The organism is Mycolicibacterium rutilum, assembly GCF_900108565.1.
GTDB classification, from domain to species: Bacteria; Actinomycetota; Actinomycetes; order Mycobacteriales; family Mycobacteriaceae; genus Mycobacterium; species Mycobacterium rutilum.
In genome coordinates, this window is record NZ_LT629971.1 from 678,117 (window position 1) to 701,879 (window position 23,763).

Here is a 23,763-nt window from a genome sequence, read left to right on the forward strand (position 1 = left end):
CCGGTGGTCCTGCCCGACTCCGGACGCCAGCCTATAGGCGGAGGTGTTCTCTGAGCGTGTGGCCGGTGTACTCGGTGCGGAAACTGCCACGCTCCTGCAGCAGGGGCACCACCTGGTCGACGAATTCGTCGAGCCCCCGCGGGGTGAGATGCGGAACAAGGATCAAACCGTCACACGCATCGGCCTGCACGTGCAGGTCGATCTCGTCGGCGACCTCGGCCGCGGTGCCGACGAACTGCTGTCTGCTGGTCACCGCGATGACCAGTTCACGGATGCTGAGGCGCTCAGCCTGTGCGCGTTCCCGCCACGCCGTCGCGAGTGCTTTGGGATCGCCGTGCCGGACGCGTCCCTGCGTCACCGTCGGGTCCTCGGCAGGCTCGACGTCGGGCAACGGTCCGTCGGGGTCGTATGCGGACAGATCACGCTGCCAGACCTGCTCGAGCATGGTGATCGCAGTCGGACCGCTGACCTGCTGCAGGCGGATGTGACGCGCCCGGTCGACTGCCTCGGCGTGATTGTCGCCCAGCACGAAGGTGGCGGCCGGGAAGACCTTCAGCCGGTTAGGGTCCCGACCGAACGCCGCGGCGCGAGCCTTGACGTCCGCGTAGTACTGCTGGCCGGCTTCCAAGGCAGAGTGCAGGGTGAACAGTGCGTCGGCGTGCTCGGCGCCGAATGTCCGACCGTCGGCGGAGTCACCGGCCTGCAGCAGTACCGGGTGCCCCTGCGGTGCCGCCGGCAGTGTCGCCACGCCGCGCACGTCGAACTGCGGGCCGGTGTGCGCAACACTGCGGATCCGGTCCGGGTCGACGTAGACTCCGCGGGCCGGGTCGGCGATCACAGCTCCGGGAGCCCAGCTGTCCCAGAATTCGCGTGCAACCGTGATGAACTCCGCAGCACGGCGATAACGGTCCGCGTGATCCAGGAAGCCGCCGCGGCGGAAGTTTTCACCGGTGAATGAGTCCGATGACGTCACCATGTTCCAGCCGGCGCGCCCGTCGGACAGGTGGTCGAGGGTCGCGAATTGCCTTGCCACTTCGAATGGTTCGTTGAAGGTGGTGTTGATGGTGCCGACCAGTCCCAGCCGGTCGGTGACCGCCGCCAGCGCGGCCAGGACCGTGAAAGTGTCCGGCCGGCCTACTACGTCGAGGTCGTGGACTCGGCCGAGGTGTTCGCGCAACCGCAAGCCTTCGGCGAGGAAGAAGAAGTCAAACTTTCCGCGCTCGGCGGATTCGGCGAGGTGTCGAAACGAGGCGAACTCGATCTGGCTGCCCGAGTCCGGGTCCGACCACACCGTGGTGTTGTTGACCCCCGGAAAGTGCGCGGCGAGGTGTATCTGTTTGCGTTCTCGTCCTTCTCGAACCCGCACCGTCACAATCCCCACCTCTTGGCGATCAGTTCGTGCGAGCGCAGCCGGTCAACGTGCCGGTGACACACCGAGGTGATCACCAGCTCGTCGGCTGCGGTTGCCCTCTGCAGCGTCTGCAGCTTGTCCGCGACTTCCTCGGCATCGCCGACGAACTGGGTCGCGATGCGGTCGCGGACGACATCGAGCTGCGGCTCGGACAACGGCACCACGGCGTCCGGATCCGGATACGGCGCCGCACCGTCGCCGGCCCGGATCGAGTACACCCAGTGGCCGTAGCTGGAAGCGAGATGATGTGCGGTCGCGCTGTCGTCGGCGACCACGACGTCCGCCGACACCACGACGTAGGGTTCGGCGAGCATCGCCGACGGCCGAAAAGCCGCGCGGTAGGCGTCGACCGCGTCCAGCGCGGTGGCGGGCGTGATGTGATAGCTCGCCACGAACGGCAGACCCCGGGCGCCGGCGACCTGCGCGCTCTGGCCACGGCTGCTGCCGAAGATCCACGGCGTCAGCCCGCTGCCCTCGCCAGGCACCGCCCGCACGGGCACGCCGTCGACATGGTGTCGGCCGTTGACCAACTGCAGGATGTCGTCCACCTGCCGGTCGAAGTCCGGCGCGACGGCGTCCGGTTGCTGCAATACCGACGTCCGGGCGCGCAGTCGCGGATTGCGCATCAGCGCGCCGACGTCGAAAGCCGGCGGGATGACCACGCCGTCGCGGTCGCCCCACCGCGCCTCGGCCGTCGGCTCAGGCGGGGCGGTCCGCTCGGTGCCCTGCTGTGCGTCGCGGCGGCGCTGACCGGACCGACCGACCCCGAGGTCGATGCGGCCTGGATGCAGCGCCTCAAGTGTGCCGAAGCCTTCTGTAGCCGCGATCGCGGTGGTGAAGCCGAGCTGTACCGCCGCGGCGCCCACACGGATGCGTTCGGTGGCAGCGGCGATCTGGCCGATGAGCACAGCGGGTTGCGAACTTGCCACCGCAACGGAGTGGTGTTCGGCCACCCAGTACCGCTTGAAGCCCCACCGTTCGGCGTGCTGCGCCAGGTCGATGGTATTGCGCAATGCCGTTGCAGCATCAGAACCTGCGCTGATCGGCGACAGGTCGAGTATCGACAGGGGGACGGTCATGATGGTCCCGCTTTCGCGTACCGGTTCACCGCGACCGGAAGGTCAAGCCGGGCCCGCAGCGTCTCGCCGGCGCGGTAGGCGGTGCGAAACACGCCCTTGCCCTGCAATATCGGCACCACCTCGTCGGCGATGACGGGAAGGTCGGTGGCGTGGACGGCCGGCCGCAACCGCACCCCGTCGACACCGTCGTCGTGCCAGCGCAAGATCAGGTCGACGAGCTCGGTCGCGGTTCCCTCGAAAATCGCTGCGTCCGAACGCGGGTCGACGTTGCCGGAGAACGACACGTAGACGTCGGCGTAGATCTTCGGAGCCGCTCCTCCAGCCACTTCCCCGGCCGCGGCGACCTGATCGATCAGCGTGTCGAGGTCATCGTCGCTGCGCGGGGTGATGAACACCAAATCTGCACTGCGCGTAGCGAATTGGTAAGCAGCAAGGGTATGGGCGAGTGCGGCGACGACGGGTTGTCCCTGCGGTGGCCGCGGGGTGATGGACGGCCCCTTGACCGAGAAGTGCTCACCGACGAAGTCGATGTAGTGCAGCTTGTCCCGGTCGACGAATCGGCCGGAAGCGACGTCGCGGATGACCGCGTCGTCCTCCCAGCTGTCCCAGAGCCGGCGGGCGACCTCGACGGCGTCGCTCGCCTCGCCGAAAAGGTCGGCACCTCGCACATCCCGACGGCCGAACAACTCTGCCTCGTGCGCGGTGCCGCTGACCCTGACCTGCCACCCGGCCCGGCCGCGTGAGATGAAGTCCAGTGTGGCAACGGCTTTGGAGACGTGGAACGGTTCGGTGTGCGTGACGGTCGCGACAGGCATCAGGCCGATGTGCCGGGTCAGCGGAGCGACCCGGGCCGCGACGAGCACGGCGTCCGGCCGGCCGGCGGGCCATCGCGGTTCGATATCGGGACGGCGGCGTCGCTGCGGGGTCAGCGCGTCGTCAAACGTCACGAAATCGAGCAGGCCGCGTTCGGCGGTGAGTACGGTGTCGACCCAGTACCTGCCACTGGTGACCGGTAGCGGGTCGGGGGTGTGCCGCCAGGCCTCCGGGTGCCAGCCGTAACCGTCGAGCGCGACACCGACGTGCACATGTCCGGTCATCGCAGCGCCTTGACGAACGCAATCGGGAAGACATCGCCGTCGGCGGGCAGCGGCTCGGTGAGCCTCTCGTACCCTGCCGCCAGGTAGAGCGCCTCAGCTTCGGGTTGGCGGTCGCCGGTGGTCAGGTAGACCCGTCGATAGCCCCGCTGGACGATCCGGGTCTCGAGTTCGGCGAGCAGCGCCTTCGCCAGACCCTGTCTCCGGTGCCGACTGTCTGTCCAGATCCGCTTCAGTTCGGCGGTGGTGTCGTCGAACCGGCAGAACGCGCCGCCCGTCACGGGCCGGCCATCGCGCAACCCGAGCACCAGGGCGCCGTCCGGCGGTGCGAACTCCGCGGCGGGATGGTCGCGCAGCCACTTCAGCACGGCGCTCTCGGTAGGCCCATAGCGCTGTGAGTACTCGACTGCCAATTCAGCCAGCAGCGGCTCGACCAGGGGGTCGTCCTGGCTGACGGCGACGAAGCTCAACTGGCTGGACACGGACATCACTCAACTGTCCAACGCGGAGTGGGCACGTGCATTCCGGTGCGGTACATCTACTCAGGCTGATCGAAAAAACGCGCACTTCCGCCGAAAACTTGACACGTGTAAAGTTTGGCGCCATGGACAACATCAGGGGTAAGACCATCGCGATCACCGGTGCCGCCCGCGGCATCGGGTTCGCGACCGCGAAGGCGCTGCTGGCCCGCGGCGCCCGGGTCGTGATCGGCGACCGTGACGTGGCGCTGCAGGAGTCGGCGGTCGCGCAGTTGACCAAGCTTGGCTCGGTGTCGGGCTATCCGCTCGACGTGACCGACCGCGAGTCGTTCGCCACCTTCCTCGACAAGGCCCGCACCGACGGCGGCGGCCGCATCGACGTGCTGATCAACAACGCCGGCGTGATGCCGATCGGACCGTTCGTCGACGAGTCCGAGCAGTCGATCCGCTCGTCGCTGGAGGTGAATCTCTACGGGGTGATCACCGGCTGCCAGCTCGTGCTGCCGGACATGATCGCGCGCCGCAGCGGTCACATCATCAACATCGCGTCGCTGTCCGGGCTCATCCCGGTCCCCGGTCAGGTGGTCTACGTCGGCGCCAAGTTCGGTGTGGTGGGACTGACGGCCGCGCTGGCCGACGAGGTCGCGCCGCACAACGTCGACGTCTCGGTCATCATGCCGCCGTTCACCAACACCGAATTGATCTCGGGCACCAAGAGCGGCGGCGCGATCAAGCCGGTCGAGCCGGAGGAGATCGCCGCCGCGATCATCAAGACGCTCGAGAAGCCGAAAACCCATGTGGCCGTGCCGACTCCGCTGCGTTTCACCGCGCAGGCCGCGCAGATGCTCGGCCCCCGCGGCCGTCGCTGGCTCAACAACAAGCTGGGGCTGGACCGGGTGTTCCTCGACTTCGACAGCTCCGCGCGCAAGGGTTACGAGGACCGGGCCCGCGCCGCGCAGGGCGTCGTCGAAGACTAAGTCCGTTCCCCCGCGAGCGCTAGAACGTCGGTGCGGGGTCGCCGAGCCGGTAGGCCTCGATGACGTCGAGGCTGGCGAACAACTCGTCGAAGTCGAACTGGTAGTCGTCGGCGGTGCCGACGAACACGACGTGGGCGATGTCGGCGGCCTCCTCCGCGGTCAGCACGATCGTCGTCACCGTCACGAGTTCCTCGTCGGGCACCTCGGCGTGCGACGGCGGAAAGAACCACAGCGCCGACTCCTCGTCGGACACCTCGTCGTCGAATACCCACCCGCGCTCGGTGATTCGCTCGTCGAACGCCTCCAGCACCGCTGCGGTCGTGGTCTGCTCGGCCACGGCGTCCATCACGCCGGCCGGCAGCCACCGCTCGTCGCGGGCGGCCTGGCGCTTGCGGCGACGAGCCTTCTTGCGTTCGCTGTTGCGGGACACCTAGGCCAGCGCCTGATCGAGGTCGTTGAGCAGGTCGTCGGCGCCCTCCAGCCCCACCGAGATGCGCACCACGCCGTCGCCGAGGCCGATCGCCGCCCGCCCCTCGGGTCCCATCGCCCGGTGGGTGGTGGTCGCCGGATGGGTGATCAACGACTTCGAGTCGCCGAGGTTGTTCGAGATGTCGATGATGTTCAGCTTGTCGAGCACCTCGAACGCGCGCTCCTTCGTCCCACCCGCGAGCTCGAACGTGACAACCGTTCCGCCCCCGGTCATCTGGCGCTTGGCCAAGTCGTACTGCGGGTGCGACTCCAGGAACGGGTAGCGGACCCAGCTGACCGCGGGATGGCCCTGCAGGAACTCGGCGATCCGCTGCGCCGACGCGTTCTGGTGCTCCACCCGGACCGCCAGCGTCTCCAGACCCTTGAGCAGCGTCCACGCGTTGAACGGGCTCAGCGCGGGTCCGGTGTGGCGCATCAACTTCTGCACCGGCTCGTCGATGTACTGCTGATCGCCGAGAATGGCCCCGCCGAGCACCCGGCCCTGGCCGTCGATGTGCTTGGTGCCCGAGTAGACCACGACGTCGACGCCGAGCGGGAAGCCCTGCTGCAGGATCGGTGTCGCGAACACGTTGTCCAACACGACTTTTGCGCCGGCGGCGTGCGCCATTTCGGACACCGCCGCGATGTCGACCAGCGACTGCATCGGGTTCGACGGCGTCTCGAAGAACACCGCCTGAGTGGGCACCGACAGGGCCTGCTCCCACTGCGAGAGGTCGTCACCGTCGACGAACACCGTCTCCACACCCCAGCGGGGCAGGATCTCGTTGCACACCACAAAGCACGAGCCGAACAGGCTGCGCGCCGCGACCAGCCGGTCTCCCGCGGCCAGCAGTGCACCCAGCGAGGTGAACACCGCGGCCATGCCCGTCGCGGTGGCGAAACACGCCGGCGCGCCCTCGATCAGCCGCAGCCGCTCCTCGAACATCGAGATCGTCGGATTGCCGTAGCGCGAGTAGACATACCGGTCCACCTCACCGGTGAACGCCTTCTCCGCTTCCGCCGCGGACGAGTACACGTATCCGGAGGTGAGGAACAGGCCCTCGGCGGTCTCCTCGAAACCCGACCGCAGCAACCCGCCGCGCACGCCGATCGTGGCCTGGCTGACCCCCTCGGGCAGTTCGGCGGGCCTGCGCACCGACGGCACCTGGTCGGTCATGACTGCTTCCAGGGCAGCCCGACGGCCTTCCAGCCGGTGCCGCCGCGGTGCTGGTGCTCGTCGAGGTTGCCCTCGAAACCGTCGAGCACGTTGTAGGACGGGCCGATCCCGGCTTCGGTGGCCGCCTCGGCAGCCCCGATCGACCGGTTTCCGGAGCGACACAAGAACACCACGGGCCTTTCCCCTGGCGTGACGCCCGCGCTCTTGAGGTCCTCGACGAACGCCTCGTTGCGGGTGCCGTCGACGCGGTTCCACTCGATGAACAGCACGTCGCGGTCCAGAGTCGACAGATCGGGCACCCCGACGAACCGCCACTCGGCGTCGCTGCGACAGTCCACCAGCACGGCATCCGGGGTCTCGGTCAGCAGCGTCCAAGCCTCCTCGGGCGTGATGTCTCCGGCGTATGTCACGGTCGTTGAGTCTCCCACAGCTACCTGGGTCCGGGGGAACAGACCTTCCAGGCCTCACCCTCGCGGACGAACGTCATTTCGACGGTGTTCTTAGCGTCGGGCGCCTTGTCGAAATGGTAGGTCACCTTGGCGGTGGCCCGGTCACCGTCGATCGCGATGTCGGTGACGTCGTCGACGAATCGCTCGCCGTGCTGACCGACCGAATCTCGTTGCGCGGCAAGTACATCTGCCTCCGACCCCTGCTGCCCGGCGCATGTGTAGGTGCGGAAGTCGGCATAGCTCTGCCGTTGCAGCGCATCATTCTGGCCGACCGCGGCCAACGCCACCTGCTGATCGGGTGGAGGTGCGTCGTCGCCGAAGAAATTCAGCAGCCCGATTGCGATCACCACGAGCACAAAGATCACCAGCCCGGCCATAAACGGCGCCGCGGTCGAGCGGTCCCGGGAGGTCCCGTCGGCTCCGGACACCGGCGTCACCACAGCCCGCGCAGGGTCGCCGTCACGCGCCGGGCACGGTCCCGCGCGACGATCGGATCCGGTGCGGTCGCCAGCGCCACCGCCAGCCGGCGGGCCTCGGTCTCGTCGGGGCGGTCGAACAACCGCAGATCGCTCTCGGCGACCTCGAGCGCCTCGGCGAGCACGGTCTGCCGGTCGGCGCCTGCCGTCGGCTTCATCTCCGCGCCCGCATAGGTGACCTCGGCCGCGGCCGGCGAGATCATGATGGTGTCGACGGGCAGGCCGAGGATCGCCCTGGCGTGCAGTTCGAACTCGGACAGCCGCTGCGAGCGCAGCGTGACCAGGCCGCTGTCGTGCGGACGCGGCCGCACGGTGTCGAAGTAGACCTCGTCACCGCGGACCAGCAGTTCGACGCCGAACACACCGCGCCCGCCCAGCGAGTTGACGATGCGGGCGCCGATCGACTTCGCGGAGTCCAGCGCGGTCGGCGACAACGCTTGCGGCTGCCAGGTTTCCAGCACGTCGCCGTCGCGCAGCCGGTGTCCGATCGGCTCACAGAAGTGCACCGCCGGACCGGTCGGGCCGATCGTGCGCACGGTCAGCAGCGTGACCTCGACGTCGACGTCGACCACCGACTCGACCATCACCCGGTTGTGCGGGATGCGGCCCGCCGCGATCGCGCGGTGCCACGCCGGTTCGACGTCCTCGGGGCGCACCAGCACCGACTCCCCTTCGCCGGGCGCCGACGCGATCGGCTTGACCACCAGCGGGAACCCGGCGTGCTGCGCGACGGCCGCCAACTCCTCCGTCGACCCGGCGAACCAGAACGGCGCGGTCGGCAGCCCCAACTCGTCGGAGGCAAGCCTGCGCAGGCCCTCGCGGTCCAGCGACAGCCGGGTGCTGCGCGGGGTCGGAAACACCTCGACGGCGCCGCGCTCGGCGACCGCGATGAGCGCGTCGGTGGCGATCACGCCCGCCTCGGCCACCACGTAGCGCGGCTGCTCCTTCTCGATGAGCGCCGTGAGCGCCTCCGCGTCGTTCATCTTGACGACGGCGGAGCGGTCCGCGACACCGTGGGCGGGCGCGTCGGCGTAGCGGTCCACCGCGATGACCTCGGTGCCGAGCCGCTGAAACGCCAGCGCCAACTCGCGGCTGAGCTCGCTGGCGCCGAGCAGCATCACCGCCGGCGCCTCGTTCTCGGTCCCGTCACTCATAGCCATCCGCGCGTCCAGGCTGCCAGCATGCTGACCAAGATACGACCGAGCAGGGTAAGTCGGTAAAGCGCGCACAGCTCATGGAAGGTTGGTGTCTCGTGGGTGCCCCACTGCTTGCGGCTCTGGTGGCCGCGGTCCTGTTGGCCGCGCTGGCCCGCCGGTTCGACGTGTCGGCGCCGCTGGCGCTGGTGGTCGCCGGGTTGGCGGGGAGCCTGATCCCGGGCCTGGGCGCCGTCGAGCTCGATCCCGACCTGGTGCTGTTCGTGCTGCTGCCGCCGCTGCTGTGGTCGGCCGGCTTGGAGAGCAGCTACCTGGCGCTGCGGCGCAACATCCGGCCGATCTCGCTGCTGGCGGTCGGGCTGCCGCTGGTCACGACGTTCGCGGTCGGGATCGTCGCGTTCCACACCGTGCCGGAGCTGACCGTGGCCGCCGCGCTGGTGCTGGGCGCGATCGTCGCGCCCCCGGACGCGGTGTCGGCGACAGCGATCGGCCGACGCGTCGGCCTGCCGCGCCGGCTGATGACCCTGCTGGGCGGGGAGAGCCTGCTCAACGACGCCACCGCGCTGACCGCCTACAAGGTGACGCTGGCCGCGGCGATCGGCACCGCGACCAGTTGGACCGGAGGGCTCGCCACGTTCGGGTTCGCGGCCGCCGGCGGGGTGGCGGTCGGCGCGGTGCTGGGGGCGGTGCTCTCGTGGCTGCGGTGGCGGCTGCGCGATCCCCTGATCGAGAGCGCCCTCGGGCTCGTCGCGCCGTTCCTCATCTACCTGGCCGCCGAGACCATCGACGGCTCCGGCGTGCTGGCCGTCGTCGTGGCCGCGCTGATCCTCGGGCAGCGGTCCACTCGGGCCAGCTACCAGACCCGGTTGCAGGACTTCGCGCTGTGGAAGGCCGTGCAGCTGCTGCTGGAGTCGTTCGTGTTCCTGATGATCGGCCTGCAGCTGCCCAAGGTGATCGACGAGTTGACCGGCATCCGCGCGGCGACGCTCATCGTGGCGTCGGTCTCTGTGCTGGCGACGGTGATCGGCGTGCGGATCGCGTGGATGTACCTGTTCGCCTACGTCCCGCGGCTGCTGTCGCCACGCATCCGGCGCAACGAGAAGGCCCCCACCCCCGCGCAGGTGTTCGTGCTGGGGTGGGCAGGCATGCGCGGGGTGGTGTCACTGGCAGCGGCGTTCGGCGTGCCGGCCGCGACGCTGTCCGGCGACCCGTTCCCGGGGCGACCCCAGCTGGTGTTCCTCACGTTCGTCGTCGTGGTGGGGACCCTGCTGCTGCACGGGCTCACCCTGCCGTGGCTGATCCGCCGGCTCGGGGTCTGCGGTGACGACGCCGACGCCGACGCGGTCGCCGAGGCGGCCGCACAGGACAAGGCGTCGCGCGCGGCGGCCGACCGCCTCGAGGAGCTCCTGGCCGACGCGGACCCCGGCGGCGTGCAGGCCCGGGCCGCCGATGTGTTGCGCGCGTGGAACACCCGGCGCCGCGATTCGGCGTGGGAGCGGCTGGGCCGCGGCCGGCCGCCGGCTTCAGGTGATGAGACCCCGATGGCCGCGTTTCGCCGGCTGCGGCTGGAGATGCTGGCCGCCGAACGGGCCGCCTTCATCGCCGAGCGCGACAGCGGCCGCATCGACGACGAGGTGCTGCGATCGGTGCTGCACAACCTCGATCTCGAGGAGGCGACCCTCAACGCGCGATGACCGTCACCCCGAGACCACGGTGTCGTCGAGCTCACCGCGGAACTCGCGCATCGCCTCGATGAGCGCGGTGAACGTGCGGTGCGCGGCGGCCAAGTCGGCGTCCGACAGCCCCTCCAGCGCGCCGCGGGTGCGCTGCCCGAGCGGCGTGAAAAACCCGCGCGCGACCGCCATTCCGTGCTCGGCCACCCGCAGGATCACCTTACGGCGGTCCTTCGGATCGGACTCGCGACGAAAGTGCCCGGAGGCGATCATCCGCTCGACGAGATAGGTGATCGCCGCGCCCGACATGCCCATGCGCCTGCGCAGGTCACCCGCCGTCAGCGGCGTGCCCGCGGTCTCGGCCACCATCACGTAGAGCAGTGCGCGAAAGTCGTTGGCGGCCACGTCGTGTCGGCTCGCGAACAGCCTGCCTATCTCGTCGGACTCGGCGTTCATCGCCCGCACGTCGGCGGCGATCATCGCCTCCAGTGCGTCACGGTCGGCGGCCACGCCGAAAGCATAGGGCCGTCCGACCGCATTTGATTAATCGTTAAGAATCTGAAATATTTGTGGTATGTCCCGGCGCTTATCCTGGGTCCTCGCTGTCCTGGTCGTCCTGCTCTCCGGTGCCCTGATGGGCATCGTCGGAAGCGACGACTCGAGCTCGCAGTCCCCAGTACCCGTTCCCGAATCGGCCGAATCCGCGCGCGTCGACGCGCTGCGCGCCCAGTTCCCCGGCGGTGAGGTGGTGCCCGCGATCGTCGTGGTCACCCGCCAGGACGGCGCACCGCTGTCCGGCGCGGACACCGCCGCGGTCTCCGGGAAGTGGCCCGGCGCCCAGGTTTCCGAGGACCGTGCCGCGGCGTTGGCAGTGGTGCCGTTGAACGGCGAGCTGTCCGGTTTCGCCCTCACCGACGAGGTGGAGAAGGTCCGTGCGCAGGCCACCGACGGCCTGCCCGCAGACCTGCGCGCGGAGGTCACCGGCGGCCCCGCGTTCGGCGCGGACATCGCGGACTCCTTCTCCGGGGCCAACTTCACTCTGCTGGCGGTCACCGCGACGGTGGTGGCGCTGCTGCTGATCATCACCTACCGGTCGCCGGTGCTGTGGCTGGTGCCACTGCTGGTGATCGCGTTCGCCGACCGGGTCGCCGCGGTGCTGGGCACCGCCGTCGCGCAGACATTTGGGATGACGCCGGACGGCTCGACCTCCGGGATCACCAGCGTGCTGGTGTTCGGCGCGGGCACCAACTACGCGCTGCTGCTCATCTCGCGCTACCGCGAGGAACTCGCCCGCACCGAGAGCCACCACGACGCGCTGGACACCGCGCTGCGCCGGGCGGCTCCGGCGATCGTGGCCAGCAACGCCACCGTCGTGCTGGCCCTGCTGACCCTGGTGTTCGCCACGTCGCCCAGCGTGCGCAGCCTCGGCGTGCAGGCCGCCGCGGGGCTCATCGTGGCCGCGGTGTTCGTGCTGCTGGTGTTGCCGCCGCTGCTCGGGCTGTTCGGCAAGCGCCTGTTCTGGCCGTTCGTCCCGAAGGTGGGTGACCGCTCGCTGACCGACACCGGCATCTGGCACCGCATCGCCGAGGGGGTGGCCCGCAGGCCGGGTCGCGTCGCGGTCGTCGCGATCGCCGGCCTCGCGCTGCTGTGCACCGGGCTGATCACCACGCCGATCGGGTTGTCGCAGACCGAGCAGTTCCGTGTTCAGGCCGAGTCGGTCAGCGGATACGAGCACCTGGCCGAGCACTTCCCCAGCGGCCTGACCGATCCGACCCGGGTCATCGCGGCCACGGACCGCGCCGCCGACGTCCAGCGCGCGATCACCGACACCCCGGGTGTGGTGTCGGCCGATCCGGCGGGCGAGAGTCCCGACGGTCTGACCCAGTGGTCGGTTGTGCTCGACGCCGAACCCGCCTCCGACAAGGCATTCGAAACCGTTGACGCGCTGCGGGATTCCGTGCGCAATGCCGATCCGGGTGCGCTGGTCGGCGGGTCCGACGCGACCGCGCGCGACGCCGGCGCCGCCGCCTCGCGGGACCGGATGGTGGTGATCCCGGCGATCCTGCTCGTCGTTCTGGCGGTGCTGTACGTCCTGCTGCGGGCCGCGCTGGCGCCGCTGGTGCTGGTCGCGGTGACCGTGCTGAGTTCGGTTGCCGCGCTCGGCCTCGGCGGCTGGGCCAGTGTGCACCTGTTCGGCTTCCCCGCACTCGACAACACCACCCCGCTGTTCGCGTTCCTGTTCCTGGTCGCGCTCGGCGTGGACTACACGATCTTCCTGGTCACCCGCGCCCGCGAGGAGACCTCCGAGCACGGCACCCGCGGCGGCATCGTTCGCGCGGTGTCGGCCACCGGCGCGGTCATCACCAGCGCCGGCATCGTGCTGGCGGCGGTGTTCTGTGTGCTCGGCGTGCTGCCGCTGATCGTGCTGACGCAGATCGGCATCATCGTCGGCCTGGGCATCCTGCTCGACACGTTCGTCGTGCGCACGGGGATCATTCCCGCCCTGTTCACGCTCATAGGCCCGCGGATCTGGTGGCCGGCGCTCAAGGGGCAGCACGTCGAAAGGGACGTTTTGGTCGATCAGCGTGAGTGAAAACGACCAAAACGTCGGTCTCGAGACCTTTTGCGTTCCGCGGGTAACGTCGTGTCATGACGCGAGCCGCAGCGCAGCCACCGGTCCACATGCGTCGGGACGCGTTCAGCCCGACCCCGGAACTCGCCGACATCCGCGAGCACGCCGGCGTGAGTACCGTGACCAACGCGTTCGGCATGACGGTGTACCTGGTCGCTCGCCACGACGATGTCAAAGAGGTACTCTCCGACCATCAGCGGTTCTCCAACGGCCGGCCGCCGGGGTTCGTGATGCCCGGCGCGCCAACACTTTCCGATGAGGAGCTGGCCAGCTCGCGGGCGGGCAACCTACTCGGCCTCGACCCGCCGGAACATCAGCGGCTGCGCCGGATGCTCACCCCGGAGTTCACCATCCGGCGCATGCGACGGCTGGAGCCGCGCATCGTCGAGATCGTCGACGCCCAGCTGGACCGGATGCAGAACGCCGGAGCGCCAGTCGATCTCGTTGAGCATTTCGCGTTGCCCATCCCCTCGCTGGTGATCTGCGAGCTGCTCGGTGTGCCCTACGAGGACCGCGCCGACTTCCAGCACCGCAGCGCGCGTCAGCTCGACCTGTCGCTGCCGTTCGACGAGCGGCTGGACCTGCAGCGGGCCGGGCGTGCCTACATGCAGTCGCTGGTCGAGCGGGCGCGCCGGCAGCCCGGGGAAGACATCCTCGGCATGCTGATCCGCGAGCACGGCGCGGAGCTCTCCGACGACGAGCTCGTCGGCGTCGCCGGACTGCTGCTGCTCGCCGGCCACGAGACCACGTCGAACATGCTGGGTCTGGGCACCCTGGCGCTGCTGCGTCACCCCGATCAGCTCGCGGCGGTCCGCGACGATCCCGACGCCGTCGGGCCTGCCGTCGAGGAGCTGCTGCGCTGGCTGTCGATCGTGCACACCGCGATACCGCGCATCACGACCACCGATGTCGAGCTCGCCGGAGTGAAGATCCCGGCGGGGCAACTGGTGTTCGCGTCGCTGCCGTCGGCCAACCGCGACCCGGATTTCCTCGACTCCCCCGACGTGCTCGACATCGCGCGCGGCGCCGCCGGTCATCTCGCGTTCGGCCACGGCGTGCACCACTGCCTGGGCGCGCCGCTGGCCCGCATGGAGATGCGCATCGCGTTTCCCGCTCTGCTGCAACGATTTCCGACGTTGCAGCTGGCCGAGGACTTCACCGACGTGCAGTTCCGGTCGTTTCATTTCATCTATGGGCTGAAATCGCTGCAGGTGACCTGGAGGTGAGGACGTGAAAGTGCAGGCCGACCGCGACGTGTGCATCCAGGCGGGCAACTGCGTGATGTCGGCGGACGCCGTGTTCGATCAGGATGACGACGGGATCGTCGTGGTGCTGGTCGACGAGGTGCCCGACGACGAACTCGACCACGCCCGCGAGGCTGTGAAGCTCTGTCCCGCGCAGGCGTTGCGGCTCGTCGACTAGGCGGCGGTCACGGCTGGCCGGCGAGCAGCTGGATCATCAGGCCGTTGGCCTCGGCCAGCAGGTTGTCCTCCGGATCGCGCAGTTCGGCGTTGACAAACGCCTTGCGGCCCTGCGCTTCCCGCATCCACCCGCGGGCGGTCAGGTCGGTGTCGATCGGCGTCACCTTGCGGTAGTCCACGTGCAGGAAGCCGGTGCGGCTGATCGGTCTGCCGACCGCGTGGATCACCATCCCGAACACCGAGTCGAACAGCAGCGGCAGCACCCCGCCGTGTACGGCGCTGTTACCGCCGACGTGGAACCGGCTGAACCTCACCGTGAGGTCGACCCCCTCCGGGTGCAGCCGGACGCCGGTATAGGGCGGCATCAGCAGGCTGCCCGCACCGGGCAGCGACGGCACCCGGTTGGCGGGGCCGACGCCCTCGGCGGCCTCGAACGGGTCGAGCAGCGCGACCAGCGCCTCGGCGTGGTCGGCGGCGCGGTCCCAGGTGCCGCCGTCGGGGTCGGCCGACACGGCGAGGTCCTGCGCCCGGCGCATCGCCGTCAGGAACCGCCCGAAACCCGGCCCGGGTTCGGCGCGCTGGTAGTTCGGGAAGCCGCCGTGCTTGTCGTAGTCCGGATCGACGAGGTGTGGGTCGTCGGTCACGACGGAGCCAGGATGTCGCGGCGCACGATCGTCTGATCGCGGCCGGGACCGACGCCGATGCACGAAACATGGGCTCCGGCAAGCTCTTCCACCCGCAGCACATAGTCGCGCGCCCGGACGGGCAGGTCCTCGAACTCGCGGGCCCCGGAGATGTCCTCCCACCAGCCGGGCAGCTCCTCGTAGATCGGCTCGGCCAGCCCGATGTCGGTCTGGGTCACCGGCATGTCGTCGACGCGCTTGCCGTTGACCCGGTATCCCACGCACACCGGCACCGTCTCCAGGCTGGACAGCACGTCGAGCTTGGTCAGGAAGTAGTCGGTGATGCCGTTGACCCGGGTGGCATAGCGGGCGATCACCGCGTCGAACCAGCCGCAGCGACGGCGCCGGCCCGTGGTGACACCGAACTCGCCGCCGGTCTTGGACAGGTACTCGCCCTTCTCGTCGAACAGCTCGGTCGGGAACGGACCGGACCCGACACGCGTGGTGTACGCCTTGAGGATGCCCAGCACCGTGGTGATCCGGGTCGGCCCGATGCCGGACCCGACGGCGGCACCACCCGCGGTCGGATTCGACGACGTGACAAAGGGATACGTGCCGTGGTCAACATCGAGCAGGGTGCCCTGGGAACCTTCGAGCAGCACGGTCTCGCCGCTTTCCAGCGCGGTGTTGAGCAGGTACCGGGTGTCGGCGATGCGGTGTTTGAAACCCTCGGCCTGGCTGAGCAGGTTGTCGACCACCTCCGCCGAGTCCAGCGCCTTGCGGTTGTAGATCTTGACCAGCACCTGGTTCTTGAAGTCCAGTGCGGCGTCGATCTTTTCGGCCAGGAGCACCGGATCGAGGACGTCGGCGACACGGATACCGATGCGGGCGATCTTGTCCTGGTAGCACGGGCCGATACCGCGGCCGGTGGTGCCGATCTTCTTGCTGCCCGCGTACCGCTCCACGACCTTGTCGATCGCGACGTGATACGGCATCAGCAGATGGGCGTCGGCCGAGATCAGCAACCGCTCGGTGTCGACTCCCCGGTCGGTGAGGCCCTGCAGCTCGGTGAGCAGCACCCCGGGGTCGACCACCACACCGTTGCCGATGACATTGGTGACCCCCGGCGTCAGGATTCCCGACGGAATGAGGTGTAGGGCGAAGTTCTCGCCCGTCGGGAGTACGACGGTGTGGCCGGCATTGTTGCCGCCCTGGTATCGCACGACCCACTGAACGCGGCCGCCGAGTAGGTCGGTGGCCTTTCCTTTGCCCTCGTCACCCCACTGAGCGCCGATGAGCACGATTGCCGGCATGGCGTAGTCTCCCGCTAAATCTGCACCGACGCTCAGTTGCATCGACGCTTGCAGCCGGTGAGCTACCTTATCCCAGCCGCGTGTGAGGAGTTGGCATGAGCACCGCCGACGTCGTGGTGTTGCTGTTCGGAGGCCGCAGATCGCCCCGCCCGTTGCGGGGCCTACCCGTGGTCGACGACCCCGATGCCGACTGCCGGCGGCTGGTCGTCGTCGGCACCGACAGCGACCTCGCGTCGGTGCTCACCCGGCTGATGCGCACCGACCGGCTCCACATCGAGGTCGCGCACGTGCGCCGTTCGTGGCAGGCACGACGGGCCCTGAGCGGGAGCGCGACCCGGGTTCCCCTCATCCGTGACGACACCGGCACCGTGATCGTCGGCGCGGCCGAATGGCGGGGCGCCGAGACCGGGCGGCCGGTGCACGGCGAAGCCGTCGTCGACGACACCGTGCTGTTCGACGGTGAGGTGCCCGGCGTGCGGATCGAGCCGACGACCGCCATGCCCGGCCTGCGCGCGACCGTGCTCGGCACGCGGCCGCGGCGCTGGGTGGCCGGACGCGCCGCGCAGCTGGGCACCACCGGCGCGGTCCTGGTCCGCGACGGCGCGCCGCACCCCCGCGTGGTCACGCGATCGACGCTCTACCGGCACACCGAGGGTTGGCTGCGGGTGCGCTGACCTGGCGGTAGCGTCGACGCGTGAGTGTTCGCCCGCTGCACCAGTCGGTGCGGCCCAGTCCGATCTTCCTGCTCATCGTGGCGGTCACGGTCGTCGGCGGCGTGCTGGCGTGGATGTGTGCGACCGACGCCCGGCGGCCGCTGGCCTACGTCGCGGTGTTCACGTTCGTGATCGCGGGCTGGCTGGTGTCGCTGTGCGTGCACGAGTTCGCGCACGCGTACACCGCATGGCGGTTCGGCGACCGCGATGTCGAGGTGCGCGGCTACCTGACGCTCAACCCGCTGAAGTACTCCAATCCGCTGCTCTCGATCGGGCTGCCGGTGCTGGTCATCGCGATCGGCGGCATCGGGCTGCCCGGCGGGGCGGTGTATGTGCGCACGTCCTGGATGACGCCGCGGCAGCGCTCGCAGGTCAGCCTCGCCGGCCCGGCCACCAACCTGGTGTTCGCCGCCGCGCTGCTGGTGCTGACCAACCTGCTCTACGACCCGGCGCACGGCGTGTTCTGGGCCGGCGTGGCGTTCCTCGGGTTCCTGCAGGTGACCGCGTTCGTGTTGAACATGCTGCCGGTGCCCGGGCTGGACGGCTACGGCGCGCTCGAACCGCATCTGAGCCCGCAGACCCAGCGGGCGGTGGCCCCGGCCAAACAGTGGGGGCTGCTGATCCTGTTGCTGTTGCTGTTCACCCCCGCGCTCAACCAGTGGTTCTGGCAGCTGGTGCTGTGGTTCTTCGACTTCTCCGGGGTGCCGCAGCCCCTGGTGTGGAGCGGCAGCGGCCTCACCCGATTCTGGTCGGCCTGGTTCTAGACACGGCCAGGATGGGCATCCCGCCCGGGTGAAACTCTCCCAGCCGTTCACCTACGACGACGTCGGCGCCACCGCCCGGGAACTGCCGCCGGGCTACGACCACTACCGCGAGTCGGCCGTGATCGGCCGCGGCCGGGACCGTTTCGAGGCGGCCGCCGAGGCGGTGATGGGGTGGGCCATGCAGCGCGGCACCGGCCTCGGCGTCACCGCCGACACCCCGCGCGCCGAGATCAGCGCGACCGTCGTCGTCGGGCGCTGGCCGCTGAAGGCGCCGTGCCGGGTGGTCTACCTCGTCGACGAACCGGACCGCCGCGGTTTCGCCTACGGCACACTGCCCGGGCACCCGGAGTCCGGCGAGGAACTGTTCACCGTGCGCATCGATCCCGCCACCGACGAGGTGCGCGCGGAGGTCGTCGCGTTCTCCCGCCCGGGCACCTGGTGGAGCAGGGCGGCGGCGCCGCTGACGCGAGTGTTCGCCCGCCTGATGATCAAGCGGTACCTGCGCGCGGTCTGAGCCTCCGGCGTTTCACCGGGTCTGCCCCGGGTACGCCGCGCCGATGCCTGCGTCAAAACCCTCGTCCCACACCGTCCTGATCACCGGCGCCTCCAGCGGCATCGGCCGCAGCGCCGCGCTGCGGTTCGCGGCGCGGGGATGCCGCCTCGTGCTGGCCGCCCGCGGCGCCGAGAACCTCGAGAAGGTCGCCGCCGAGTGCTCGGCCGCCGGCGCCGCCGATGTGCTGGCCCGGCCGACCGACATCGCCGAGCGGGACGGGGTCGATGCGCTGTTCGCCGCGGCCGTCGAGCGGTTCGGCGGGGTCGACGTCGTCGTGCAGAACGCCTCGGTCGCGGCGTTCGGCCGCTTCAGCGACGTGCCCAGCGAAATCTTCGAGGCGGTGATCCGGATCAACGTGCTCGGCGCGGCGAACGTCGCCCGCGCGGCCCAGCACCGGTTCCGCGAGCAGGACGGCGGCAGGCTGATCGTCGTCGGATCGCTGCTGGGGCATGCGGCGGTGCCGTACATGGGCGCCTACGTGATGAGCAAGTTCGCGGTGACCGCGCTCGTCCGGATGCTGCGCCAGGAGAGCCGCGAGACGCCGGGGATCACCGTGCACGGCGTCTACCCGGGAGCGGTCGACACGTCGATCTACCCGCTGTCGGCCAACTACTTCGGCCGCGTCGCGCATGTGCTGCCGTTCAACGACACCCCCGACAAGGTCGCGCGCGCGATCGTCGCCGCCGCCGACGCCGAGCGCAGCAGCGAACGCCAGGTCGGCCTGGCGAACTGGCCGATGATCGCCGGCTACCGGCTGCTGCCGCGGGTGTTCGACGCGCTGGTCGGCCCGCTGATGCGGGTCGGTAGCTTCACCCGCGAACAGTTCGAGGCCGCCCCCGGTAATGCGCTGACCCGCGTCGCGGCCAACTCGCCGTCCGACTAGGCCCCTTGCAACATATGCGTGTTTGCGCATAGATTGCTGGCATGGGTGCCGGCCACGACCACAGTCACGGAGCGGACGCCCGGGTCAGCCGCATGGTCATCGCCGCGGCGATCCTGACCGCGTTCTTCGTCGTCGAGCTCGTCACCGCGCTGCTGATCAACTCGATCGCCCTGCTCGCCGACGCCGGCCACATGCTCACCGACCTGGTGGCGATGTTCATGGGTCTGACCGCCGTGCTGCTCGCCCGGCACGGCAGCGCCTCGCCCGCCCGGACGTACGGCTGGCACCGCGCCGAGGTGTTCACCGCGGTCGCCAACGCCGCGCTGCTGCTCGGGGTCGCGGCGTTCATCCTGTACGAGGCGATCGAGCGGCTCGGCGACGCGCCCGAGGTGCCCGGTGTCCCGATGATCGTGGTCGCGCTGGCGGGACTGCTGGCCAACGCCGTCGTCGTGCTGCTGCTGCGGTCGCACTCGGAGAGCAGCCTGGCGGTCAAGGGCGCCTACATGGAGGTCGTCGCCGACACCGTCGGCAGCATCGGCGTGCTGATCGCCGGCATCGTCACCGTCACGACGCGGTGGCCGTACGCCGATGTCGTGGTCGCGGTGTTCGTCGCGCTGTGGGTGTTACCGCGGGCGTTCTCTCTGGCCCGCGCGGCGCTGCGGATCCTGTCGGAGTCCTCGCCCGCCCACATCGACGTCGAGGAGCTGCGCTCGGCGCTGTGCGCGGTCAAGGGCGTCACCGACGTGCACGACCTGCACGTGTGGACGCTGGTGCCCGGCAAGGACATGGTCACCGCGCACCTGACCAGCAACCGGGACTCCGCGCAGGTGCTCGACGACGCGCGCGCGGTGCTGACCGCCCGCGGGCTGGACCATTCGACGGTTCAGGTCGAACCGGGCGAAGGTAGCGGCGACTGCACCTGCGAGGCCGAGTAGTCAGGCCAGCCCGAGCTCGGCCCGCGCCGCCGGATCGCAGTCGTCGAGCAGATCGAGGCACCGCTGGATCTCGTCGGTCTCCCCGATCGCGTCGGCGGCCCGCGCCAGCGCCGCGACACAGCGCAGGAACCCGCGGTTGGGCTCGTGGCGGTACGGGACCGGCCCGAAGCCCTTCCAGCCGTTGCGCCGCAACTGGTCGAGCCCGCGGTGATAACCGGTGCGCGCGTAGGCGTAGGCGGTGATCGCCTTGTCGTCGGCCAGCGCCTGCTCCGCCAGCGCGGCCCACGCGACCGACGCCGACGGGTGCGCCGCCGCGACGATCGCCGGGTTCTCCCCGGCGTCGAGTTCGTCTTCGGCTTCGGTGTCGCCGGGCAGCAGCACCGGATCCGGTCCGAGCAAATCACCCATCCGTGTCATGGCTTCATTGTGCCGTGCCCGCCGATGACTAAGCTTCCGGCGGTAGCGCCATTAGGAGGAAACCGCAGGCATGTCGAACCCATCAGGGCCTGACCGACCCGAAGACGACGCGAACGTCGCCGACGATTCCGGCGCTCCTGACGACTCCGCCGCGGACACCGGCGAGACGCCGGAGCCGGTCACCGAAGTGATCGAGCACGACGGCGACCACGAACCGGCGACCGAGATCATGTCCGCGGCCCCGCAGGACACCGGCGGCGGCTCCGAGCCCGACGCGGGCGAGCGACGGTTCACCGCGCCGTCCGGCTTCGATGCGGGCACCACGCAGCGCATCGACACCCCGGTGGAACCCGCCACCGAGGTGTTCGCCTCCCCCACCGCACCGGCACCCGTTGCGCCGCAGGTGATTCCGCCGCGCGGCGAGGTGCCCCCGCCGAAACCGCCTACTCAGCGCCGCAGCTGGGGGTGGGTCGTGGCGGTCGTGCTCGTCATCGCCGCGCTGGTGGCGATCGCCGTGCTGGGCACCGTGCTGCTGACCCGCGACTCGAAACCCAAAGTGTCGCAAGAGGAAATGGTCCGCATGACCATCGAGGAGTTCGACGCCGCGATCCAGAGCGGCGACCTGGCCAAGCTGCGCGGCATCACGTGCGGCAGCAAGCGCGACAGCTACGTCAAGTACGACGAGAAGACCTGGGCGGAGATCCACGAACGGGTCGCCGCCGCCAAGCAGTACCCGGTGGTGGCCAGCATCGACCAGGTGATCATCAACGGCGACCACGCCGAGGCCAATGTCACCGCGTTCATGGCCTATGCACCGCAGACCCGGTCGACCCGCAGCTTCGACCTGGAGTTCCGCGATGATCAGTGGAAGATCTGCCAGGCCCCGGTCAACTAGCGAGTTTCAGGCGCCCGCCGACACGGACCGCCCGGCGCTGTGCAGGTCGCGGCACGCCTCGACGACGCGTTCGGTCATCGACGCCTCCGCCTTCTTCAGGTAGCTGCGCGGGTCGTAGGCCTTCTTGTTGCCCACCTCGCCGTCGATCTTGAGCACCCCGTCGTAGTTGGTGAACATGTGGGCCGCGATGGGCCGGGTGAACGCGTACTGGGTGTCGGTGTCGACGTTCATCTTGACCACGCCGTATTTGAGGGAATCCTCGATCTCGGATTTCAGCGAACCGGAGCCGCCGTGGAAGACGTAGTCGAAAGGTTGTGCATCCGAGGGTAATCCGAGTTTGGCGGCCGCGACCTTCTGCCCCTCGTCGAGGATGTCTGGACGCAGTTTGACGTTGCCGGGCTTGTATACGCCGTGCACGTTGCCGAATGTCGCGGCCAGCAGGTAGCGGCCGTGTTCGCCCGCGCCCAGCGCCTCCACGGTCTTCTCGAAGTCGGCTGCGGTGGTGTAGAGCTTGTCGTTGATCTCGTGCGCGACGCCGTCCTCTTCGCCGCCGACCACGCCGATCTCGATCTCGAGGACGATCTTGGCGGCGGCGGCCTTGGCGAGCAATTCCCGTGCGATGGAGAGGTTCTCGTCAATCGGCACCGCCGACCCGTCCCACATGTGCGACTGGAACAGCGGCGGCCGACCGTTGCCGACCCGCTCGGCCGAGATCGCCAGCAGCGGTCGCACATAGGTGTCCAGCTTGTCCTTCGGGCAGTGGTCGGTGTGCAGCGCCACGGTGACGGGGTACTTCGCGGCGATGACGTGGGCGAACTCGGCCAGCGCGACCGCACCGGTGACCATCTCCTTGATGCCCAGACCTGACGCGAATTCGGCTCCGCCGGTCGAGAATTGGATGATCCCGTCGCTGCCCGCGTCGGCGAAGCCCTTGATCGCGGCGTTGATGCTCTCCGAGGAGGTGCAGTTGATCGCGGGGAACGCGAAGGCGTGCTCCTTGGCCCGGTCGAGCATCTCCGCGTAGACCTCGGGCGTGGCGATCGGCATGAGCAGTCCTTCCCGCGCGGGTTCGGTTCGCGACCGATTGTCTCAGGGATCGGGCGTACTCACATGGTCAAGACCATGCGGTAGCGGGCCCGGCCCTCGTCCATCGCCGCGTACGCCTCGGCGGCCTCGGCCAGTGGTCGTTCCTCGATGCGGGCCCGCACCCCGCTCTGCAGCGCGAAGTGCATCGTCTCCTCGACGTCGCGTGAGGTGCCGGACGGGTGCCCGCTCACGCTGATACCGGCCTGGATCAGGTCGGCCGGGGAGATCGGCAGCGGGTCGGCGGTCACGCCGACGATGACGAGTTCACCCTCGGGCCCCAGCCCGCCGACGGTCGCGCCCATCGCCGCGGAGTTGGCCGCGGTCGCCAGCACGACGGCCGCGCCGCCGAGATCCTGCAGTGCACCGGCGACGTCCTCGGCGCTCGAGTTGATGTAGTGGTGCGCGCCGAGTTCCTTGGCGTCGTGCGCCTTCTCTCCGCCGCGCGCGATCGCGACGGTCTCGAAGCCCATCGCTCGCGCCCACTGCACGCCGAGGTGGCCGAGCCCGCCGATACCGAGCACGGCGACCAGATCGCCGGCCACCGCCTTGGTCCTGCGCAGCGCGTTGTACGTCGTCACCCCGGCACACCCCATCGGTGCGGCGTCGGCGAACGACAGCCCGTCCGGGATCCGGGCCAGCGCGGTCGCCGGCACGGTGACGGACTCGGCGTAGCCGCCGGGATACGCCAGGCTGGGCACCTGGAACTCCACACACTGCATGAACTTGCCCTTGCGGCAGGGCAGGCACCGGTTGCAGTTGCCGCCGAACCAGCCGACCGCAACCCGGTCGCCGGCCGCGAAGCCCTCCACGCCGTCGCCGAGCTCCGCGACGGTCCCGGCGATCTCGTGACCCGGTGTCACCGGCCAGCTCACCGGGAACGCGCCGTTGATCACGCCGTGGTCGGTGCCGCACACCCCGCAGGCCGCGACCGCGATGCGGACGTGCCCGCGCGGTGGTGGCGCGGTTTCGACGTCTGTGAGGGTCAACGCGCCACCGAGAGATTCGACCTGCACGGCCTTGTGAGTCGCCATTTCGTGAGCGTATCGGCGCAGCCGCGCGTCCGCCCGCCATCGACGTTTCCGGGCGTCCGC

General features: G+C 69.6%; 26 protein-coding genes. 11 read left to right on the plus strand and 15 right to left on the minus strand.

Features of this window, described 5'->3' with window-relative positions; translation table 11 throughout:
- Positions 1 to 31: 31 nt before the first annotated feature.
- From BLW81_RS03330 to BLW81_RS03345, 4 genes are read right to left on the minus strand one after another with little or no spacing between them, the layout of a single operon-like run.
- Positions 32 to 1,366: an NtaA/DmoA family FMN-dependent monooxygenase gene (locus BLW81_RS03330; RefSeq protein ID WP_083410292.1), complete on the minus strand. Its 1,335-nt coding sequence runs from the start codon at positions 1,364 to 1,366 to the stop codon at positions 32 to 34.
- A gap of 2 nt (positions 1,367 to 1,368) precedes the next feature.
- The gene (locus BLW81_RS03335; protein WP_083405976.1) at positions 1,369 to 2,490 is read right to left on the minus strand and encodes an LLM class flavin-dependent oxidoreductase; all 1,122 of its coding nucleotides are present in this window, start codon (positions 2,488 to 2,490) and stop codon (positions 1,369 to 1,371) included.
- Entirely contained in the window at positions 2,487 to 3,587 is a 1,101-nt protein-coding gene (locus BLW81_RS03340) for an LLM class flavin-dependent oxidoreductase (protein ID WP_083405977.1), read from the minus strand. The genes BLW81_RS03335 and BLW81_RS03340 overlap by 4 nt, the downstream gene beginning before the upstream one ends.
- A complete protein-coding gene (locus tag BLW81_RS03345) occupies positions 3,584 to 4,072 on the minus strand; it encodes a GNAT family N-acetyltransferase (RefSeq protein WP_083405978.1) in 489 nt (162 codons plus the stop codon). Before BLW81_RS03345 ends, BLW81_RS03340 begins: the two co-directional genes overlap by 4 nt.
- Before the next feature lie 116 nt (positions 4,073 to 4,188).
- Between BLW81_RS03345 and BLW81_RS03350 the strand changes: the two genes are divergently transcribed.
- Positions 4,189 to 5,040 carry an SDR family oxidoreductase gene (locus tag BLW81_RS03350; protein WP_083405979.1) on the plus strand — a complete coding sequence of 284 codons (852 nt, stop codon included), beginning with the start codon at positions 4,189 to 4,191 and terminating at the stop codon, positions 5,038 to 5,040.
- Between the two features lie 19 nt (positions 5,041 to 5,059).
- Here BLW81_RS03350 and BLW81_RS03355 read toward each other — a convergent pair whose 3' ends face one another.
- The 5 genes from BLW81_RS03355 to purT are packed head-to-tail and all read right to left on the minus strand — an operon-like array spanning position 5,060 to position 8,764.
- The gene (locus BLW81_RS03355; protein WP_083405980.1) at positions 5,060 to 5,470 is read right to left on the minus strand and encodes a hypothetical protein; all 411 of its coding nucleotides are present in this window, start codon (positions 5,468 to 5,470) and stop codon (positions 5,060 to 5,062) included.
- On the minus strand, positions 5,471 to 6,685 hold the full coding sequence (locus tag BLW81_RS03360) for an O-succinylhomoserine sulfhydrylase (protein ID WP_083405981.1): 1,215 nt from the start codon (positions 6,683 to 6,685) through the stop codon (positions 5,471 to 5,473).
- Positions 6,682 to 7,095: a rhodanese-like domain-containing protein gene (locus BLW81_RS03365; protein WP_083405982.1), complete on the minus strand. Its 414-nt coding sequence runs from the start codon at positions 7,093 to 7,095 to the stop codon at positions 6,682 to 6,684. The genes BLW81_RS03360 and BLW81_RS03365 overlap by 4 nt, the downstream gene beginning before the upstream one ends.
- A gap of 20 nt (positions 7,096 to 7,115) precedes the next feature.
- Positions 7,116 to 7,511, minus strand: coding sequence for an Rv0361 family membrane protein (locus BLW81_RS03370; protein WP_157897876.1), 396 nt, complete (start codon positions 7,509 to 7,511; stop codon positions 7,116 to 7,118).
- Between the two features lie 56 nt (positions 7,512 to 7,567).
- Positions 7,568 to 8,764: a formate-dependent phosphoribosylglycinamide formyltransferase gene (gene purT / locus BLW81_RS03375; RefSeq protein WP_157897566.1), complete on the minus strand. Its 1,197-nt coding sequence runs from the start codon at positions 8,762 to 8,764 to the stop codon at positions 7,568 to 7,570.
- A 98-nt stretch (positions 8,765 to 8,862) separates the two neighbouring features.
- Between purT and BLW81_RS03380 the strand changes: the two genes are divergently transcribed.
- Complete coding sequence (locus tag BLW81_RS03380; RefSeq protein ID WP_083405984.1) at positions 8,863 to 10,458, plus strand: Na+/H+ antiporter; 1,596 nt, start codon at positions 8,863 to 8,865, stop codon at positions 10,456 to 10,458.
- Positions 10,459 to 10,461: 3 nt separating this feature from the next.
- Here the strand turns inward: BLW81_RS03380 and BLW81_RS03385 are convergent, their stop codons facing one another.
- Positions 10,462 to 10,917: a MarR family winged helix-turn-helix transcriptional regulator gene (locus BLW81_RS03385; protein ID WP_083410294.1), complete on the minus strand. Its 456-nt coding sequence runs from the start codon at positions 10,915 to 10,917 to the stop codon at positions 10,462 to 10,464.
- Positions 10,918 to 11,011: 94 nt separating this feature from the next.
- Here BLW81_RS03385 and BLW81_RS03390 point away from each other — a divergent pair, with 94 nt between their 5' ends.
- The 3 genes from BLW81_RS03390 to BLW81_RS03400 are packed head-to-tail and all read left to right on the plus strand — an operon-like array spanning position 11,012 to position 14,491.
- Positions 11,012 to 13,030, plus strand: a complete 2,019-nt coding sequence (locus tag BLW81_RS03390) for an MMPL family transporter (RefSeq protein WP_083405985.1) — start codon at positions 11,012 to 11,014, stop codon at positions 13,028 to 13,030.
- Positions 13,031 to 13,086: 56 nt separating this feature from the next.
- On the plus strand, positions 13,087 to 14,295 hold the full coding sequence (locus tag BLW81_RS03395; RefSeq protein WP_083405986.1) for a cytochrome P450: 1,209 nt from the start codon (positions 13,087 to 13,089) through the stop codon (positions 14,293 to 14,295).
- A 4-nt stretch (positions 14,296 to 14,299) separates the two neighbouring features.
- On the plus strand, positions 14,300 to 14,491 hold the full coding sequence (locus BLW81_RS03400) for a ferredoxin (RefSeq protein WP_083405987.1): 192 nt from the start codon (positions 14,300 to 14,302) through the stop codon (positions 14,489 to 14,491).
- A gap of 7 nt (positions 14,492 to 14,498) precedes the next feature.
- On the opposite strand, the gene BLW81_RS03405 is transcribed toward BLW81_RS03400, so the two are convergent.
- Both BLW81_RS03405 and BLW81_RS03410 read right to left on the minus strand, forming a co-directional pair.
- Positions 14,499 to 15,134, minus strand: a complete 636-nt coding sequence (locus tag BLW81_RS03405) for a PaaI family thioesterase (RefSeq protein WP_083405988.1) — start codon at positions 15,132 to 15,134, stop codon at positions 14,499 to 14,501.
- A complete protein-coding gene (locus BLW81_RS03410; RefSeq protein ID WP_083405989.1) occupies positions 15,131 to 16,426 on the minus strand; it encodes an adenylosuccinate synthase in 1,296 nt (431 codons plus the stop codon). The genes BLW81_RS03405 and BLW81_RS03410 overlap by 4 nt, the downstream gene beginning before the upstream one ends.
- A gap of 95 nt (positions 16,427 to 16,521) precedes the next feature.
- Between BLW81_RS03410 and BLW81_RS03415 the strand changes: the two genes are divergently transcribed.
- From BLW81_RS03415 to BLW81_RS03435, 5 genes are read left to right on the plus strand one after another with little or no spacing between them, the layout of a single operon-like run.
- Positions 16,522 to 17,100 carry a peptidase M50 gene (locus tag BLW81_RS03415; protein WP_083405990.1) on the plus strand — a complete coding sequence of 193 codons (579 nt, stop codon included), beginning with the start codon at positions 16,522 to 16,524 and terminating at the stop codon, positions 17,098 to 17,100.
- A gap of 20 nt (positions 17,101 to 17,120) precedes the next feature.
- A complete protein-coding gene (locus BLW81_RS03420) occupies positions 17,121 to 17,903 on the plus strand; it encodes a site-2 protease family protein (RefSeq protein WP_083405991.1) in 783 nt (260 codons plus the stop codon).
- 28 nt (positions 17,904 to 17,931) lie between these two features.
- Positions 17,932 to 18,417, plus strand: a complete 486-nt coding sequence (locus BLW81_RS03425; protein WP_083405992.1) for a DUF1990 domain-containing protein — start codon at positions 17,932 to 17,934, stop codon at positions 18,415 to 18,417.
- A gap of 43 nt (positions 18,418 to 18,460) precedes the next feature.
- Positions 18,461 to 19,339 (plus strand): SDR family NAD(P)-dependent oxidoreductase, encoded by an 879-nt coding sequence (locus BLW81_RS03430; RefSeq protein WP_083405993.1) that lies wholly within the window; start codon positions 18,461 to 18,463, stop codon positions 19,337 to 19,339.
- Between the two features lie 41 nt (positions 19,340 to 19,380).
- The gene (locus BLW81_RS03435; protein ID WP_083405994.1) at positions 19,381 to 20,274 is read left to right on the plus strand and encodes a cation diffusion facilitator family transporter; all 894 of its coding nucleotides are present in this window, start codon (positions 19,381 to 19,383) and stop codon (positions 20,272 to 20,274) included.
- Here the strand turns inward: BLW81_RS03435 and BLW81_RS03440 are convergent, their stop codons facing one another.
- Positions 20,275 to 20,691, minus strand: coding sequence for a DUF3151 domain-containing protein (locus BLW81_RS03440; protein WP_083405995.1), 417 nt, complete (start codon positions 20,689 to 20,691; stop codon positions 20,275 to 20,277).
- A gap of 70 nt (positions 20,692 to 20,761) precedes the next feature.
- Between BLW81_RS03440 and BLW81_RS03445 the strand changes: the two genes are divergently transcribed.
- Entirely contained in the window at positions 20,762 to 21,586 is an 825-nt protein-coding gene (locus BLW81_RS03445) for an Rv0361 family membrane protein (RefSeq protein WP_083405996.1), read from the plus strand.
- A 6-nt stretch (positions 21,587 to 21,592) separates the two neighbouring features.
- Here the strand turns inward: BLW81_RS03445 and fbaA are convergent, their stop codons facing one another.
- Together fbaA and BLW81_RS03455 are read right to left on the minus strand one after the other, a co-directional pair.
- Positions 21,593 to 22,633, minus strand: coding sequence for a class II fructose-bisphosphate aldolase (gene fbaA / locus BLW81_RS03450; protein ID WP_083405997.1), 1,041 nt, complete (start codon positions 22,631 to 22,633; stop codon positions 21,593 to 21,595).
- A gap of 59 nt (positions 22,634 to 22,692) precedes the next feature.
- A complete protein-coding gene (locus tag BLW81_RS03455; RefSeq protein ID WP_083405998.1) occupies positions 22,693 to 23,703 on the minus strand; it encodes an alcohol dehydrogenase catalytic domain-containing protein in 1,011 nt (336 codons plus the stop codon).
- Positions 23,704 to 23,763 lie beyond the last annotated feature (60 nt).